The sequence below is a fragment of the Neobacillus endophyticus genome (assembly GCF_013248975.1).
GTDB classification, from domain to species: Bacteria; Bacillota; Bacilli; order Bacillales; family Cytobacillaceae; genus Neobacillus; species Neobacillus endophyticus.
This window is the reverse complement of sequence record NZ_JABRWH010000001.1, coordinates 2,016,892-2,032,249: the sequence shown is the minus strand read 5'-3', so window position 1 is coordinate 2,032,249 and position 15,358 is coordinate 2,016,892. Positions and strand designations below refer to the sequence as shown.

General features: G+C 39.3%; 10 protein-coding genes, 17 tRNA genes and 1 riboswitch. Of the genes, 1 reads left to right on the top strand and 26 read right to left on the bottom strand.

Annotated features, from left to right (window positions below; genetic code table 11):
- Position 1: 1 nt before the first annotated feature.
- The 9 genes from gabT to HPT25_RS09895 all read right to left on the bottom strand — a co-directional run bounded on the left by gabT (position 2) and on the right by HPT25_RS09895 (position 10,168).
- Positions 2-1,345 (bottom strand): 4-aminobutyrate--2-oxoglutarate transaminase, encoded by a 1,344-nt coding sequence (gene gabT / locus HPT25_RS09935; protein WP_376767917.1) that lies wholly within the window; start codon positions 1,343-1,345, stop codon positions 2-4.
- 193 nt (positions 1,346-1,538) lie between these two features.
- On the bottom strand, positions 1,539-2,330 hold the full coding sequence (locus tag HPT25_RS09930) for a carbon-nitrogen hydrolase family protein (RefSeq protein ID WP_173063184.1): 792 nt from the start codon (positions 2,328-2,330) through the stop codon (positions 1,539-1,541).
- Between the two features lie 84 nt (positions 2,331-2,414).
- Positions 2,415-3,767, bottom strand: coding sequence for an APC family permease (locus tag HPT25_RS09925; RefSeq protein WP_173063181.1), 1,353 nt, complete (start codon positions 3,765-3,767; stop codon positions 2,415-2,417).
- Positions 3,768-4,140: 373 nt separating this feature from the next.
- Entirely contained in the window at positions 4,141-5,871 is a 1,731-nt protein-coding gene (locus tag HPT25_RS09920) for a sigma-54 interaction domain-containing protein (protein WP_246277168.1), read from the bottom strand.
- 119 nt (positions 5,872-5,990) lie between these two features.
- Complete coding sequence (locus HPT25_RS09915) at positions 5,991-6,869, bottom strand: DMT family transporter (protein WP_173063178.1); 879 nt, start codon at positions 6,867-6,869, stop codon at positions 5,991-5,993.
- A gap of 30 nt (positions 6,870-6,899) precedes the next feature.
- Positions 6,900-7,958 carry a threonine aldolase family protein gene (locus HPT25_RS09910; RefSeq protein ID WP_173063175.1) on the bottom strand — a complete coding sequence of 353 codons (1,059 nt, stop codon included), beginning with the start codon at positions 7,956-7,958 and terminating at the stop codon, positions 6,900-6,902.
- 162 nt (positions 7,959-8,120) lie between these two features.
- Positions 8,121-8,930 (bottom strand): sugar-phosphatase, encoded by an 810-nt coding sequence (gene yidA, locus HPT25_RS09905; RefSeq protein WP_173063172.1) that lies wholly within the window; start codon positions 8,928-8,930, stop codon positions 8,121-8,123.
- A 176-nt stretch (positions 8,931-9,106) separates the two neighbouring features.
- On the bottom strand, positions 9,107-9,721 hold the full coding sequence (locus HPT25_RS09900; RefSeq protein WP_173063169.1) for a histidine phosphatase family protein: 615 nt from the start codon (positions 9,719-9,721) through the stop codon (positions 9,107-9,109).
- A 228-nt stretch (positions 9,722-9,949) separates the two neighbouring features.
- Complete coding sequence (locus HPT25_RS09895) at positions 9,950-10,168, bottom strand: aspartyl-phosphate phosphatase Spo0E family protein (protein WP_173063166.1); 219 nt, start codon at positions 10,166-10,168, stop codon at positions 9,950-9,952.
- Positions 10,169-10,643: 475 nt separating this feature from the next.
- On the opposite strand from HPT25_RS09895, the gene HPT25_RS09890 reads away from it, so the two are divergent.
- Positions 10,644-12,497, top strand: coding sequence for a bifunctional diguanylate cyclase/phosphodiesterase (locus tag HPT25_RS09890; protein ID WP_173063163.1), 1,854 nt, complete (start codon positions 10,644-10,646; stop codon positions 12,495-12,497).
- 479 nt (positions 12,498-12,976) lie between these two features.
- A riboswitch (cyclic di-GMP riboswitch) is annotated at positions 12,977-13,062 on the bottom strand.
- A gap of 417 nt (positions 13,063-13,479) precedes the next feature.
- Here the strand turns inward: HPT25_RS09890 and HPT25_RS09885 are convergent.
- The 17 genes from HPT25_RS09885 to HPT25_RS09805 all read right to left on the bottom strand — a co-directional run bounded on the left by HPT25_RS09885 (position 13,480) and on the right by HPT25_RS09805 (position 15,348).
- Positions 13,480-13,553: transfer RNA gene (locus tag HPT25_RS09885), tRNA-Arg, on the bottom strand.
- 10 nt (positions 13,554-13,563) lie between these two features.
- Positions 13,564-13,654: transfer RNA gene (locus tag HPT25_RS09880), tRNA-Ser, on the bottom strand.
- Positions 13,655-13,667: 13 nt separating this feature from the next.
- A tRNA-Asn gene (locus HPT25_RS09875) sits at positions 13,668-13,742 on the bottom strand.
- Positions 13,743-13,765: 23 nt separating this feature from the next.
- A tRNA-Ile gene (locus HPT25_RS09870) sits at positions 13,766-13,842 on the bottom strand.
- Positions 13,843-13,844: 2 nt separating this feature from the next.
- A tRNA-Gly gene (locus tag HPT25_RS09865) sits at positions 13,845-13,918 on the bottom strand.
- A gap of 49 nt (positions 13,919-13,967) precedes the next feature.
- Positions 13,968-14,042: transfer RNA gene (locus tag HPT25_RS09860), tRNA-Gln, on the bottom strand.
- Positions 14,043-14,052: 10 nt separating this feature from the next.
- Positions 14,053-14,128, bottom strand: a tRNA-His gene (locus HPT25_RS09855).
- A gap of 78 nt (positions 14,129-14,206) precedes the next feature.
- Positions 14,207-14,291 (bottom strand) — tRNA-Tyr (locus HPT25_RS09850).
- Positions 14,292-14,301: 10 nt separating this feature from the next.
- Positions 14,302-14,374: transfer RNA gene (locus tag HPT25_RS09845), tRNA-Phe, on the bottom strand.
- Between the two features lie 104 nt (positions 14,375-14,478).
- Positions 14,479-14,552, bottom strand: a tRNA-Asp gene (locus tag HPT25_RS09840).
- Positions 14,553-14,557: 5 nt separating this feature from the next.
- Positions 14,558-14,631, bottom strand: a tRNA-Met gene (locus tag HPT25_RS09835).
- Between the two features lie 20 nt (positions 14,632-14,651).
- A tRNA-Ser gene (locus tag HPT25_RS09830) sits at positions 14,652-14,744 on the bottom strand.
- A gap of 7 nt (positions 14,745-14,751) precedes the next feature.
- Positions 14,752-14,825: transfer RNA gene (locus HPT25_RS09825), tRNA-Ile, on the bottom strand.
- A 168-nt stretch (positions 14,826-14,993) separates the two neighbouring features.
- Positions 14,994-15,067, bottom strand: a tRNA-Met gene (locus HPT25_RS09820).
- A gap of 18 nt (positions 15,068-15,085) precedes the next feature.
- Positions 15,086-15,158, bottom strand: a tRNA-Ala gene (locus HPT25_RS09815).
- A 24-nt stretch (positions 15,159-15,182) separates the two neighbouring features.
- A tRNA-Pro gene (locus HPT25_RS09810) sits at positions 15,183-15,259 on the bottom strand.
- A gap of 12 nt (positions 15,260-15,271) precedes the next feature.
- A tRNA-Arg gene (locus tag HPT25_RS09805) sits at positions 15,272-15,348 on the bottom strand.
- Between the last annotated feature and the right edge of the window lie 10 nt (positions 15,349-15,358).

Genomic DNA, 15,358 nt, shown 5'->3' with positions numbered 1-15,358 from the left:
ATTAAATTAATTTTTTCAGTACTGATTCAATCACATTAAGAGCCTCATCTAATTGCTCGTCAGTAATAACAAGCGGTGCAAGGAATCTTAATACATTGCTGTACAATCCCGCGCTCAGAACAATGACACCTTGGCGCTGGCATTCTTGGACAAGTTTTGCGGTTAATTCTTTGTTAGGCTCTTTTGATTCCGAGTCCTTTACGAGCTCGACGGCACACATGGCACCAAGACCGCGCACATCTCCAATTACATCATATGTTTCCTTTAGATTGTTAAAACGAGATAATATTTTTTCGCCGATCACGTCTGCACGGTCAAGAAGCTGATCTTCCTCAAGTGTTTCAATGACTTTTAAGGCTGCAACGCATCCAAGCGGACTTCCGCCGTACGTACCCCCGATTTCTCCTGGTGCAGCAGCATCCATAATTTCCGCACGGCCTGTTACAGCACTGATTGGAAGTCCTGCAGCAATCGATTTTGACATGGTCATAATATCAGGAACCACATCAAAATGCTCGATAGCAAACATTTTGCCGGTACGTCCAAAGCCTGTTTGAATTTCATCTGCAATAAAAAGTATACCGTGTTTTTCACAAATCTGCTTAACACCTTGCACAAAGGTCTTAGACGGAACAATGAATCCACCTTCGCCTTGGACAGGTTCCATAATGATTGCCGCAATTTCCTCCGCAGGAACTTCAGCCTGGAAAAAGTCTTCAAGCTGCTGCAATAAATGTTGATCATATTCTTCAGGTTTTACCCCAAATGGAGCACGATAATAATAAGGGTATCGGACTTTATACGTATCCGGTGCAAACGGGCCAAAGCCAAACTTGTAAGGCTTTACTTTGCTGGTGAGAGACATAGCAAGCAAGGTTCTCCCATGAAATGCCCTGTCAAAGGAGATAATCGCTTTTCTCCCTGTATATTTACGAGCGATTTTCACAGCATTTTCAACAGCTTCCGCACCGCTGTTTAGGAAAAAGGTCTTTTTCGCATGTGAACCAGGTGTGATTTGGTTTAATTTTTCGGCTAGTTCAATATATGGCTCATACATCATCACATTGAAACCCGGATGAAGATACTTTTGGACTTGTTCCATTAACGCTTCTACTACCTTCGGTGGACAATGGCCTGTATTTTGCGTTCCAATGGCCCCCGCCAAATCAATATATACATTGCCGTCCACATCTTCCAAAACTGCCCCGTGTCCTTTCGCAGCAAAGGATGGGACATTATTCGAAACACCTTTAGGAACATTATTTGCTCTTCTCTCTAATAAAGAGGCAGCCTTCGGCCCAGGAATAGATGTTTTTAAGTTAATCGTTTTTGTAGTAGTTTCCACGATATTTACCCCTTTTCCAAAAATATTTTTACAATATTAATCTACATATCTAAAATGCAATTTTCATGCCATGTTAAAAAATACAGTTTTTAGCAATTTTTATTATGATTTCATTCAAAAATGAATAATTCCCATTCACAATTGAAAGGATCGAAAGATTTTTTAAAATGAATTTCCTTATTCATAGTTGAATTTATTGATAGAGTTTCTCCCTTCGATCCGCTAAATAATTGAATACAGAAGTAGCATTTTTTAAGTCATCAAGAGAAATTTCCACCATTCGTACAGCTTCAACATCCGCTTCTATTTCCGCGATGATTTTTCCGTCCGGTCCCACCACTGCACTCTGCCCATGATATTCGTATTTCTCATTGGCTCCAACTCGATTGCAATAGACGACAAACAATTGGTTTTCAAGAGCCCTTGCCTGTATAAATAGCCTGTGTATATATTCGTACGGTGCCATATTGGCTGAATTCACGATCAAAAGATGAATTCCCTTTAAAGCCAAACTCCTAGCCGGTTCAGGAAATTCGATATCATAGCAGGTAAGCAATCCCATTGATAAATCATGATGAGAGACAGTGGTCCATTCCATTCCTTTGCGAAACATTTCATTCTCATCGGTATAAAGATGTGTTTTACGGTAGTAGGCCAATGCCTCTCCATTTGCTCCTACTAAGCAGGTGGTAATATAGATTTCATCATCTGAGACAAACTCGGGAAAGGAATAAAGCACAGACACCGGATAAGTCTTTAGCATCTTTTGAATGAGACGAAAACTTTGTCCATCACGGCGTTCCGCTAGGGATTTCATTTTTTCATAGGATACTAATCCCGTTAGATTTAACTCCGGCAATATTAAGAGTTCAGCTGATTGCTCCCAAGCTTGCTTAAGTGCTGACTCCATTTTATTTAAATTCGCTTCTTTATTCCCATCTACAACCGCGAGCTGGGCTAATGCTATTCTACATGTTCTCCCCAATTTTCCATCCTCCCTGCTATAACTGGAATGGAGGTGCACCGAATCTTATTAGACTCGAAGCCAGCCTCCTTCTCCAGTAAATCTTTATACTGCTTCATCAATATGATCGAAATGCATTTCTGGCGGCTGTCTTTTAAACATCTTCGTAAGGAACAGCAAATAGATGAATCCGACTGCAGCCCAGCTGCCGCCTAAAACCAGAGCGTTTTTATCGAGATTCACCAATAGCCAGAAATCAAAACAGCAACCTAGAACAGGGAATAATAAATAGAAAATATGATCCTTACCTGATCTTTTGCCGCCTTTCAAATAGAAGTGAGCAACAACTGAAACATTTACTAACGTAAAGGCAATGAATGCCCCAAAGTTAATAAAAGAAGTGGAAGTGGTCACATTAAGTTTTAAAGCCAGCAAACCAATAATCGACACTATCATGATATTGAATACAGGGGTTTTAAATTTAGGGTGAAGATAGCCAAAAATCTTCTTCGGCAGGACGGCATCACGGCCCATGGCGTACAACAACCTGGATGCACTGGCCTGCGCTGATATCCCTGATGCAAACTGTGCAATGATAATCCCCGCAAGAAAAATGGCACTAAACAAGTTTCCGCCAATTTGTTTGGCAATCTCAAAACCAGCCGAATCGATATCTTTAAAGTTATTAAAGGCTGGATGGGCTAAATGTGTAAAGTAAGTAGATACGATAAAAATAGCACCGCCGATGATCGTCGTGAGCATAATGGCCTTTGGAATCGTTTTTTCTGGACGCCTTGTTTCTTCTGTGAAGGTCGAAATGGCATCAAATCCAAGGAAAGAGTAACAAGCGATCGAAGCGCCTGCAAGAACAAAGGAAAAAGACGCATGACTATGAACAAAAGGCGTAATCGATAATAAGGTCCCCGCTCCAGCTCCGCCCAATACACTCTTAATACTTAAAGCTACAAATAAAGCAATAACCAGGAATTGAAATACCATCATGATAAAATTCACCTTGGTACTCAGTTTGATCCCCAAAATGTTAATGATTGTTGTTATGATAATAAATGAGAGAATCCATAACCATGTTGGAATGGGCGGAAACGCTGCGTTTAAATAGGCTGCACCAATCAGCCATATAGCCATTGGAATGAAGACATAATCTAATAGAGTGGCCCATCCTACCATAAATCCTAGGTGAGCATTGAGTGATTTCCTTGTATACGTATAAGCCGAACCAGCTACTGGATAAGCTTTTACCATTTGTGTATAGCTATAGGCAGTAAAAAACATAGCAATAAGTGCAACCAAATAGGCACTTGCCTCTAATCCATGAGTTACTTGGGCGACCGTCCCATAAATTCCAAATACAATCATTGGCGCTAAATATGCTAGTCCAAATAACACCAAGTGTGATAAAGTAAGGGACCTCTCCAACGAAACCTCGTGATTCTCCATTCAAATTCCCCCTTGATATGTAGCATTACAAATGACTTTTTGAAGAAAGCGCTATCATGATGTAAAAGTTCAATTTGCGGAGTTATTTATGCAAAGGATCTTCTATATTTATATTTTTTGTCAATATAGTCTAAATAATCTGAATTCTAGGATTACACAAATCTATTCTCCACTTTCCCCTCCTCTTCCGTCATTTTTCACCAAATTTCCCCTGCATTCCCCTTTGCCCCGCAAAACGAAGGTTACTTTTTAAAATGCAATTATTGTGCCAATCGACGTTATTACACTTTATACAACATCTAATCTTATTCAATAAGAGAGACCATTCATTTTTGAATAATGATTATTCAAAAATGAATGGTCTCAATATTAACTAGTTCATCATGTCCTCTTTCAATTTTTTATAAAGCCTGCTGATGGTTGGTTGGCTCACTTCCAAAACCTCTGCTACTTTTGTTAACGTCTTATATTTCATTAAGGCCAATTTTAAAAGTTGCTTTTCTGTGTCTTGAACTGCATCATTTAACGGAATGATGGTATGAACCTCCACAGGGTGCTGGCTGCCTTTCCGATTCTCCAAAATTTTCACTAGATCATTGGCTGTAATCATTTGGCCTGCGGTTACAACAATGGCCCGCTCAATCACGTTTTGCAATTGCCTGATGTTTCCTGGCCACTTATATGTCTTTAGCATTTCCATGGCATCCACAGAAAAAAGCTTTTTGGAAAGGAATTTTTCATTATAATATTCCAGAAAATGATTCACTAGAGGCTCGATATCTTCCATTCGTTCTCTTAATGCAGGGATGAATAATGGAATCACATGAATCCGGTAATATAAATCCTCACGGAAGGTTCCGGCTGCCACCATTTCCTCCAGATTTTTATTCGTTGCCGTAATAATGCGGATATTAATCGGGGTCGCTTTCGAGGCACCGATCTTCATGATCTCCCGTTCCTGGATAGCCCTCAAAAGCTTTACCTGTAAATTTAGCGGCATTTCCCCGATCTCATCCAGAAAAAGTGTCCCTTCGTTGGCTAATTCAAACAATCCTTTTTTTCCTTGATTAAGAGCTCCTGTAAATGCCCCTTTCTCATAGCCAAACAGTTCACTTTCCAATAAATTCTCAGGAATCGAACCGCAATTTATTTTAATAAATGGCTTTTCTGCTCTTGGGCTGAGACGGTGAATGGCATGGGCAATCAATTCTTTTCCGACACCTGACTCTCCATAAATCGTAACGGTCGATTCCACCCTCGCAACCATATCCACTTCAAACATTAGATTTTTGATCTTCTCGGATTGATAGATAATTCGTTTCCTATTTCCTTGATGAACCTTTTTTAAAATATCAACCTCTTTACGATACTTATCCTTTAAGGTTATTGCCTCTTCAAGCTCAGCCTCCAGTTTTTCAACTACCGTAATATCCCGGGAAGCAATCACGATACGCTCCAATTCTTTCTTTTCATTAAAAATGGGATTCCCTACGGCTAGAATTCTCCTCCCCAAGCGATTATGCTGAACGATCGACACTTTCTTTTTTTGTTCCATTACTTTTCGTGTAACAGACGGCTTAAACCAGCCCTTCTCCTCCAGTTCCAGAATGTTTTCCCCAATAACCGTCTCTGGGTTGACTCCCCACAAGTTCAGTGTGCCCCGATTCGATACCCTGATTATTTCTCCAGAGCTATCAACGACTAGCACCTCGTCATAAATGGAATCTACAATGGCTTCCAAATCAGATGTAACTGCTTTTAAATCCTCAGAATATATCTGCTTTAATTCATTAATTTCTATTGATTTTTTATCAATCCACCCAATTAAATTCCCCTTTTCATTGAGAATTAAGGCATAGGAAAAATCCTGAATGGCTGTTGTGTCTAGTTTCTGTTCAGAAATGGTTATAAAGTCTGTTTGGTAATCGAGCGGCTGTTCAAGGTGATTGGCTTGCACTAACAAATGGTAACTGTCGCAAATACCAACAATCAAACCATCCTTTATGATTACCAGCAGCCTCGCCTTACATTGGATCATAGTGTCTAAGGAAGCTTTTACATTACACATGTCATCTATTATGGAAAAATCTCTATTATAATCCATGTAAATTCTCCTTAATTTCACATGTTTTTTCTTGTACTATTACAAATCACGTTTCTTTGCGTCGAAAAAGGCCTACTCCCAGGCACGATCATACTTTAAAGTGCCGGGGAATAGCCCCCCTATTTTTGTACCTTGATTTCTATTCTCTCACTAATATAGGTTGAACCTAATATAAGGAAGCCGCCGATTATTTGGATGAGACTCATGCTTTCACCTAGGAAAATGGCGGCAAAGATCACTGCAGAGACAGGGTCTATATAGCTTAAGACAGCGATTGTTTGTCCCTTTAGCTCCTGAAGTGAAGTGAAATAGAGAAAATACGCAATTCCCGTATGAATGATGCCTACTAACAACACAAACAAAATAGAATGTCGAGTCATTCCTGAAAAATCTAAGTGTTCCTTGAACAAAACATACGGAAAAAGAACAACCACGGCAACCATTAATTGGACCAATGTTGTTTCAAAACCTGATAAATTCTTAATAAATTTATTAATTAACACAACACTTGCATAAAGAACGGCTGCTGAAAGACCATAAAGGACGCCAGTTATATGGTGGCTAGAGTTGGAGTCGCTCCCGCTGCTGCCACCTTCATTGACCAAAACTAATCCAATCATAGCCGCAACGATACATCCCGCATTCAAAGCCGTCAGTTTTTCCTTTAGTATGAATGGTGCTAGAACCATTACAAAAATAGGTGCAAAATAATAACTTAATGTTGCGTTAGAGATGGTCGTATATCGGTATGCCTGAAACAGTAAAATCCAATTAAAGCCCATTGCAGCCCCTGATAGGATCAGAAACCATGCATTTTCTTTTACCACCTGAAATGAGAGCTTTTGTTTCAGTAGGAAACTTACACCAACTAAAAATAAACTGCCAATAACTCCCCTCAGCAGGGCGATTTCGCTGGAGGAAAGATGAATATTTTTCACAAACACCCCAATGCTGCCCCAAATAAGCATTGCCGTAATCAGTTTCACTTGCCCTTTCAATGAAGATCCCCCAGTTCCTTACTGAAATGCTTAGACGTTTTTTAAATGTTGCGCAACCGGCTTTACTACTGTTCTTTTAACATCCTGCACAAATGCAAGTACCGCTTCCTCTTTTGTTGCCCATGAGGTAACTAATCGGATCGCAGAGTGGTCAGAATCAATCTTCTCCCATATTAAAAAGGCATAATCCTTTTGGAGTTCCGTAATCAAATCATTAGGGAGAATGGGAAACAGCTGATTTGATGGCGAATGGATGAGGAATGGAATGTCGGCTTCACTTATTCCCTTTCTCATGATATCTGCCATTGTATTGGCATGCGCCGCCAATTCAAAGAACAGATTGCTCCGAAATAGCTCAAGGAACTGTATGCCCAATAATCTTCCTTTTGCCAAAAGCGCGCCTTTTTGCTTCATATGATAGCGAAAATCTTCTTTAAGTGACTCTTTGCCTATCACTAGTGCTTCGCCGATAAGTGCGCCATTCTTGGTTCCACCGATATAGAATGCGTCAACAAGTGATGGCAAATCGCTTAGTTCGAGATCATTCTCATATGAACACAAAGCAGATCCAAGCCGTGCCCCATCCATGAACAGGATGAGATGATTTTTATCACAAACTTCACGTAGCTGCTCCAGTTCTTGTTTCTTATAAATAGAACCTATTTCCGTAGAGTTTGATATGTATACCAGCTTTGGTTTAACCATATGCTCATCCGTATGTGCTTCAAGAACGGTATGAATGTGCTGGGCAGTTAATTTCCCATCCGCAGTTTCAATCGTGACCACCTTGTGGCCAACTGCTTCGATTGCCCCTGTCTCATGTGTTGCGATATGGCCTGTATTGGCAGCAATGGCAGCTTCATGCGGCCTTAGAAATGCCGAAATCGCAATCAGATTGGTTTGGGTGCCTCCTGTTAATAAATGTATGTCTAGATCAGTCCGTCCAAGCCTTTGTTTTAACTGTTCAATCGCTTCTTGGGAAAAGCGATCCTCCCCATAACCATTCTCCTGCTCCAGATTAGTTTCCATTAAGGCACTCAGAATTTGAGGATGTGCCCCTTCGCTATAGTCATTCTTAAAGCTGTACATTCTCTTGCCTCCACCCGGATTTTTTTCATATCTATATGGTACCATATCCAATCATGAATCCATACTGATGCTTCTTAGAACTAAAGCGGAACGCAAAAAAAGGCTTGTTAAGAAAATCGTTCTTTTCTTAACAAGCTTTTATCCTGTGCACTGCCTCGATTACTAGTTTAATACCAGTTTTTCAATGGCATAGGCAACACCATTTTCATTATTGGATAGGGTTTCAAACTGTGCTGCTTCTTTAATACTGGAAACAGCATTACCCATTGCCACACCACAGCCGGCATATTCCACCATGCTTAAATCGTTTTCCCCGTCACCAATACAAATGACTTCTTCACGTTTAATAGAAAGTTTTTCTGCCAGCTGCTTTACGGCGTTTCCTTTGCTGACGCTGGGATGAAGAATTTCTAAAAAGAACGGTGCACTCTGAACCATGGCATATTTTTCTCTAAATGAATTCGGTATGGCATCGATGACTTTCTGTAGTCGTTCCGGTTCATCAATAAACATAACTTTCGGGATTAACATATCTTCAGGTATTTCATCGATGGTCCGATAATGGAGAGGCACTTGATTAATGTGAGACTCATGAACGGTATATTTGTTAATATCCTTATTGGGCGTATAGATGCTTTCTGAATCAAAAAAATGCATAGGGGACTGAACTTGTATACTTAGTTCATATAACTCTTTTAAATCCTGGTAGGTTAATGAAACTTCAGAAATCACTTCATTGGTAAGAGTACTTTGAACAACAGCACCATTATACGTAATGACATATTCATCTTCTTCATTTAATTTTAATTCTTCAATTAATGACAGAACACCGCCGATCGGTCTTCCAGTAGAAATAACTACTTTCACACCTTTTGCTTTCGCAGACTGAATGGCGTCAATTACTTCATTTGTCAGTTCTTTACGGTCATTAATCAGTGTACCATCAATGTCAATTGCAATTAACTTATACAAAACATTTCACCTGCTTATCATGATTTTGACAGTTCAACAAACTGCTAGATATGTTCAAAAAAGATTTATTATTTATAATATAACCCAAAAACTAGAAATTGGCTTCTATGAAAAACTAAAATAGAGAGCCAGCCTGATAGCTGCCCCTCTTTTATCTTCAAAATGTCTCGCTATAGTTAAACGACATGTGATATATCCCCTAAAAGCTCCACTTGGAAAGTTTTTCGATCAGATTTAATAATAGTTAGACTCGTTCCATTGATAAACGGAGGATCCCACCATTTTTCCATTGGTATATCGATCATAAGTGATAAGATAGCCCTGATCGCTACCCCGTGAGTCACAATCATGACATTGCCGTCGGGTGTTTCAGTCATAATTTTGTTTAAGGCTCGTCCAACACGCCGCTTTAACTCATCAAAACTCTCGCCATTATGGGGCTCATGATTATAGTTTTGCGGAGCATTCCAGAAATGATCATACTCTTTAGGGTCGTTTTGCTCAATCTCTTGTTGCAGCCTTCCTTCCCATTCACCAAAACGCATTTCTCTTAGATCATCATCGAGAAAAATAGGAATCTTCCGGTTTAAACAAACCAGTTTAGACGTATGGACTGCTCTGCCGCTTGAACTTGAATAAATAGCTTGAAAGTCAGTATCAAGAAGTCTCTCACCCAACGCACTCGCATCTCTCATTCCTTTCTCCGTCAGATTGGAATCCTCCCAGCCCTGTAACCGGTTCTCCTTGTTCCATTGTGTTTCCCCATGACGGGTTAAATAAATCGTTAACATCCTACTTCCTCCAAATTAAACAAGCTTGCTCTTTTTTGCTAAGAAGAATAATATCACATATTTTTACAGCTATAATGTATTTTTTCATTTTTTAAACAAATGTTTGATTAAATTAAGGCTGTTTTTGCAAGACTTTTACTTTCTTTTAGTTCTAAACCTGTTTATTTAGAAGTTTATAATCTGTAAATTCAATTCGCTAAAAGCGCTGCATATGGGCCAAGCCCTCTTTTATAACAAATGAGAGCCTGTCTCAGAATAAAATTGCAATTTTAGTTTTCGAAGTGATTGGTATTTCGCTATAGAACGATCCAGATTTTTACTTATTTTAATTGTTCGTTTACTCGCCAAACCTTCAATCATGCCTATTTGAATCATTTCTTTTCGAAGCGTTTCAATATCTAGTTCTAATTTGCGTTTTTGATAAATTGTAATTCGAGTAATTACCATATCTCTCACCCTAAGAAAGTAATTTTCCATTAAAATGAACAATTAAGATTTAATTAAAAAAGTTTAAAATTGGTATATACCTATCTAGGTTCAGATTTGAGTCAAAAACGCTTTGTGATGTAAAACCCTTTTTCTTATTTTACCTGTTCAATTGTGAACTAAACTGTGATGTATAACATATATATCGGCAAAACCATCAAAATGTATAAATTTTTTTATCCTTATTTTTCTTTTTTAAAGAACCCTAGTAGAATCACTTTAATTTGTACTAGTTTTTACCATATCAACGAAGAACTTCATGTTAATAGAAAGCTTCTCCTGGTCCTTTTCAGTCAAATTTAGCTGAAAGGGTCATCATATGGATATTTTTCCTTCCCCTGTAGAAGATAATAAATATTAAAATTGCCTTCAGAGATGATAGTTAAAACAACAAGGGAACGCTCACGAATAAATTTAAAATGGTAAGGAGATAAACGTGAAGTATAAAGGAAGAATTTTAATAACCTCATTCGTATTTATCGTATCTATAATTTGGCATACGATCTTAAATACATTGAGTTTTCTACAGTTTTTATTTACATTGCTTTATTGCTTTTTTGCATGGTGGTTGGGAAAGCAATACGATAAGTCTGTGTATTATTATAATGCACTGCAACGAAGTAAAGACGAAGTACAAAATCTTTTTGAAAACAATAATCTAATTCTTTGGATAAATAAATTAAATGAACAAAAAATGGAAATGTCAGTTGGTGTGGAGAAAGTATGGGGCTATAAAGCAAAGGAGTTTGAAGGAAACTACAACTTGTGGATAGAAACGACCCATCCAGATGACAGAGTAAAAATTAATTGCTTTCACCAACAATTGTTATCAGGTACTCCCTCTATGTGTGAGTGGAGGATCATTTGTAAAAATGGCGAAACAAAATGGTTAAAATCTTTTGGTAACCCTATATATTTTAATGGGCAAATTACCAAATTGAATGGCGTTGCTTTTGACGTGACAAAAAGAAAACTAGCAGAAAAAAAAGTTGAATATTTAGCTTACCATGATAGTCTTACAGGGGTTTGGAATAGAGAAAAGTTTGCAAATCAACTAGAAACTTCTCTAGATCAATGCAAACAAAATAAGCAACAAATGGCCGTAATGCTTATTGATATAGACCATTTTAAAGAAGTAAATGATACTCACGGCCACATTATAGGAGATGCCTTATTAATACAAGTAGCAAATAGGCTAAGCAGCAATATTCAGCATGGCAGAATGGTTGCTCGTCAAGGTGGCGATGAATTTATTATTCTTATACCTATTGAAACGAAAAATCAAGCGGCTCATATAGCAGAAGAAATATTAAATTCATTAGAAATTCCTTTTATGCTGCATGGGATCGAAACTCATATTACCGCTAGTATAGGTATAAGCCTCTACCCCGAGCATGGGAAGGATGCGCAATCCCTCATTAAATACGCAGATATGACCATGTATGATGTTAAATTAAAAGGAAGAAACCATTATGGTTTTTACTCATTAGATATTGAAAATATAAATAAAAGGAAAATGGTTATATCCAGTGGTCTCCACAAGGCACTGAACAATAAGGAGCTTGAATTGTATTATCAGCCCAAAATATCCATTACATCTGGACTAGTGATAGGAGTTGAAGCGTTATTACGGTGGAATCATCCTGACTTAGGTTCTATTTCCCCAGCAGAGTTTATTCCCATTGCAGAGGAAACCGGTTTGATTGTTTCCATCGGAGATTGGGTACTAAGGACAGCTTGCAACCAGCATAAAAAATGGGAAAGAATAGGGATTGCACCTAATCATATGTGCGTAAATGTTTCACCTCGGCAATTTATCGATGAGCAATTTATCCCAAAAATAACACAAGTTTTGGATGAATGTGAGTTTGAACCCGAGAAATTAGAGTTAGAGATCACAGAGGGAATTGCGATGTATGACTTCGAAGAAACGGTGTCCAAGCTTCATCAAATTAGAAATCTTAGGATTAAATTAGCATTGGATGACTTTGGGACTGGTTACTCCTCTTTAAGTTATTTACGTAGATTTCCGATTAACGGCATAAAGATTGACCGGGGGTTTATAAATGATCTTCTTCAAAGTCCACAAACTACAGCTATTGTAGAATCTATTATATCGATTGCGCACCGTCTAAACTTAATGGTAATTGCCGAAGGTGTGGAATCAAAAGAGCAATTGGAGATCCTTCAGAGCCAAAACTGTGACATTGCACAAGGATATTATTTTAGCCGACCTTTACCTAGTAATGAAGTAGAAAAAATTTTGAAAATCAAATTTGTAAATTTCTAATTTATATTCCTATCATGTTGTTTTGATTGAACATCCGACCAATCAGGAGTCACAAAGACCTTGGTTTTGCCAAGGTCTATACTTTTAACAAAAGCTATTATAACATCCACTCAATCGTGTATTGGCAATGGATAGGGTTAAAAACTTTACCTTAAAGAGCTTTCATATCTTATTTGAGTTACGTTCAATGTTTTTATTTCACACAGCCCAAACAGCTAGTGCTTCCTTCCATCTTTAAGAAAATCTCTATATAAATTTCGTTGTACTTTATTCATGCATTAACTCTGATATATGTACAAGTTCAACTTTATTACTGTTTATTTTTCTTATCTCACAAAAATCAGAAGAGTACCTGTAAATCAAAATGTATTCCTCTCCGTTATAGAAAACTCGGCTACCGTCTTTTATCACCTTTTCCCCCTTTCTTTCCAGAATAAAAAAGTTTAATCGAAACCGATTAAACTTAATAGAAAATTATAATCGGTAGCTGGCTGACTCTCTCTTTTCGAGTTTAGTCCCTCTAGCTTTGCGTCCCCATCTTTCAATGAGTTTGCCTTTATCGGTTTCATATTTATAGGTCCTTCTTACTATATTATAAATTGTTTTTCAATATATTCAATATCCCTTATAGATAATTATTTCTATTGGGAAAATAGACATAAAATAGACAAAAAAAATAGGGGGAATGAGCTTGTCTATATGTTTCAACTCTTTATGGTCACCTAATTGATCCTTTTTAACGTGACACTCTTTTAGAAATTGCCATATTACTATGATCTTATGCTGTGGTAATACTCGGTTGTTCGGAATAAATCGTATAAACCTATTTTAACAATAAGTTACGCCATTTTCCTCGGCATAAAAAAACCTCCTATATCACTAAGTGAAATTTCGGAAGGTTTCGGCACCTGGCCGTTACCCTAACCGTTTCGCTCAGTGTCATAGAAGGTTGATTTAAGGGTTTTGGCACCCTTTTTTGTTACGCGCCTTAGAGGATTCGAACCTCTGACCGTACGCTTAGAAGGCGTATGCTCTATCCAGCTGAGCTAAAGGCGCAACATATGTATGGCGGAGAAGGAGGGATTTGAACCCTCGCGCCGGTTACCCGACCTACACCCTTAGCAGGGGCGCCTCTTCAGCCTCTTGAGTACTTCCCCACAAACATAAAAATGGCTCCGCAGGTAGGATTCGAACCTACGACCGATCGGTTAACAGCCGATTGCTCTACCACTGAGCTACTGCGGAACAATGAGTATACTACTTTATGATGGTGGGCCTAAATGGACTTGAACCATCGACCTCACGCTTATCAGGCGTGCGCTCTAACCAGCTGAGCTATAGGCCCATTGGAGCGGGTGATGGGAATCGAACCCACAACAACAGCTTGGAAGGCTGTGGTTTTACCACTAAACTACACCCGCAACATTATATGAAGATAATAACTAATGACTATTCTTCCATTAAATAGAATGGCTGGGCTAGCAGGATTTGAACCTACGAATGACGGAGTCAAAGTCCGTTGCCTTACCGCTTGGCTATAGCCCAATAATGAAAATGGGGCGATTGATGGGAATCGAACCCACGAGTGCCAGAGCCACAATCTGGTGCGTTAACCACTTCGCCACAACCGCCATTATTTAAAATGTATAAAGGATATCAGATATTTGAACTTTAATCTAAGCATACCCTTTAAACTATATCTTTATAAATGGTGGAGGGGGACGGATTCGAACCGCCGAACCCTGAGGGAGCGGATTTACAGTCCGCCGCGTTTAGCCACTTCGCTACCCCTCCATATAAAAGGTGGCTCAGGACGGAATCGAACCGCCGACACAAGGATTTTCAGTCCTTTGCTCTACCGACTGAGCTACTGAGCCATATGAAAATATTCACAGCAGCCTTCCAATTGTGCTCTAAGGACTGCTTTATAGAATTATAAAATATCTATTTCAACAATAGAAATGCTACTGGAATAAAATTACGGTCCGGACGGGACTCGAACCCGCGACCTCCTGCGTGACAGGCAGGCATTCTAACCAACTGAACTACCGGACCATATATTGCGGAGGCAGGATTTGAACCTGCGACCTTCGGGTTATGAGCCCGACGAGCTACCAGACTGCTCCACCCCGCGATAATAATATTGAAGTGTTATGGCGGAGGAAGAGGGATTCGAACCCCCGCGCGGTGTAACCCGCCTGTCGGTTTTCAAGACCGATCCCTTCAGCCAGACTTGGGTATTCCTCCGAATAAATGGACCCTGTAGGATTCGAACCTACGACCGGACGGTTATGAGCCGTCTGCTCTAACCAGCTGAGCTAAGGGTCCAATTAAAGTTATTTTAACTTTTACTTTATGAAAGCCGTCTGTCCCCATCTCAGAAAGCTTATTCAAGCAGCAGCTCGATGGGTACAACTTGCAGTTAAATCTTGGATGCCTTGCTCGTTGCTCTAACCAGCTGAGCTAAGGGTCCATTAATAATAATATTTTTTCATATAGCGGCGGAGGGGATCGAACCCCCGACCTTACGGGTATGAACCGTACGCTCTAGCCAGCTGAGCTACACCGCCATTTTCAATAAAACTAAATGGAGCCTAGCGGGATCGAACCGCTGACCTCCTGCGTGCAAAGCAGGCGCTCTCCCAGCTGAGCTAAGGCCCCATATTATAAATTTACAATTTTAACTGGTCGGGAAGACAGGATTCGAACCTGCGACCCCTTGGTCCCAAACCAAGTGCTCTACCAAGCTGAGCTACTTCCCGTACTAAAAATGATGGCGCGCCCGAAAGGAGTCGAACCCATAACCTTCTGATCCGTAGTCAGACGCTCTATCCAATTGAGCTACGGGCGCACGTTTCATT

What these genes read in the sequence shown, in the direction of transcription:
- HPT25_RS09910 (WP_173063175.1), bottom strand. Translation starts at nt 7,958, where the DNA reads ATGTACAGCTTTAAGAATGACTATAGCGAAGGGGCACATCCTCAAATT.
- HPT25_RS09895 (WP_173063166.1), bottom strand. Translation starts at nt 10,168, where the DNA reads ATGGTAATTACTCGAATTACAATTTATCAAAAACGCAAATTAGAACTA.
- HPT25_RS09900 (WP_173063169.1), bottom strand. Translation starts at nt 9,721, where the DNA reads ATGTTAACGATTTATTTAACCCGTCATGGGGAAACACAATGGAACAAG.
- HPT25_RS09925 (WP_173063181.1), bottom strand. Translation starts at nt 3,767, where the DNA reads ATGGAGAATCACGAGGTTTCGTTGGAGAGGTCCCTTACTTTATCACAC.
- HPT25_RS09920 (WP_246277168.1), bottom strand. Translation starts at nt 5,871, where the DNA reads ATGGATTATAATAGAGATTTTTCCATAATAGATGACATGTGTAATGTA.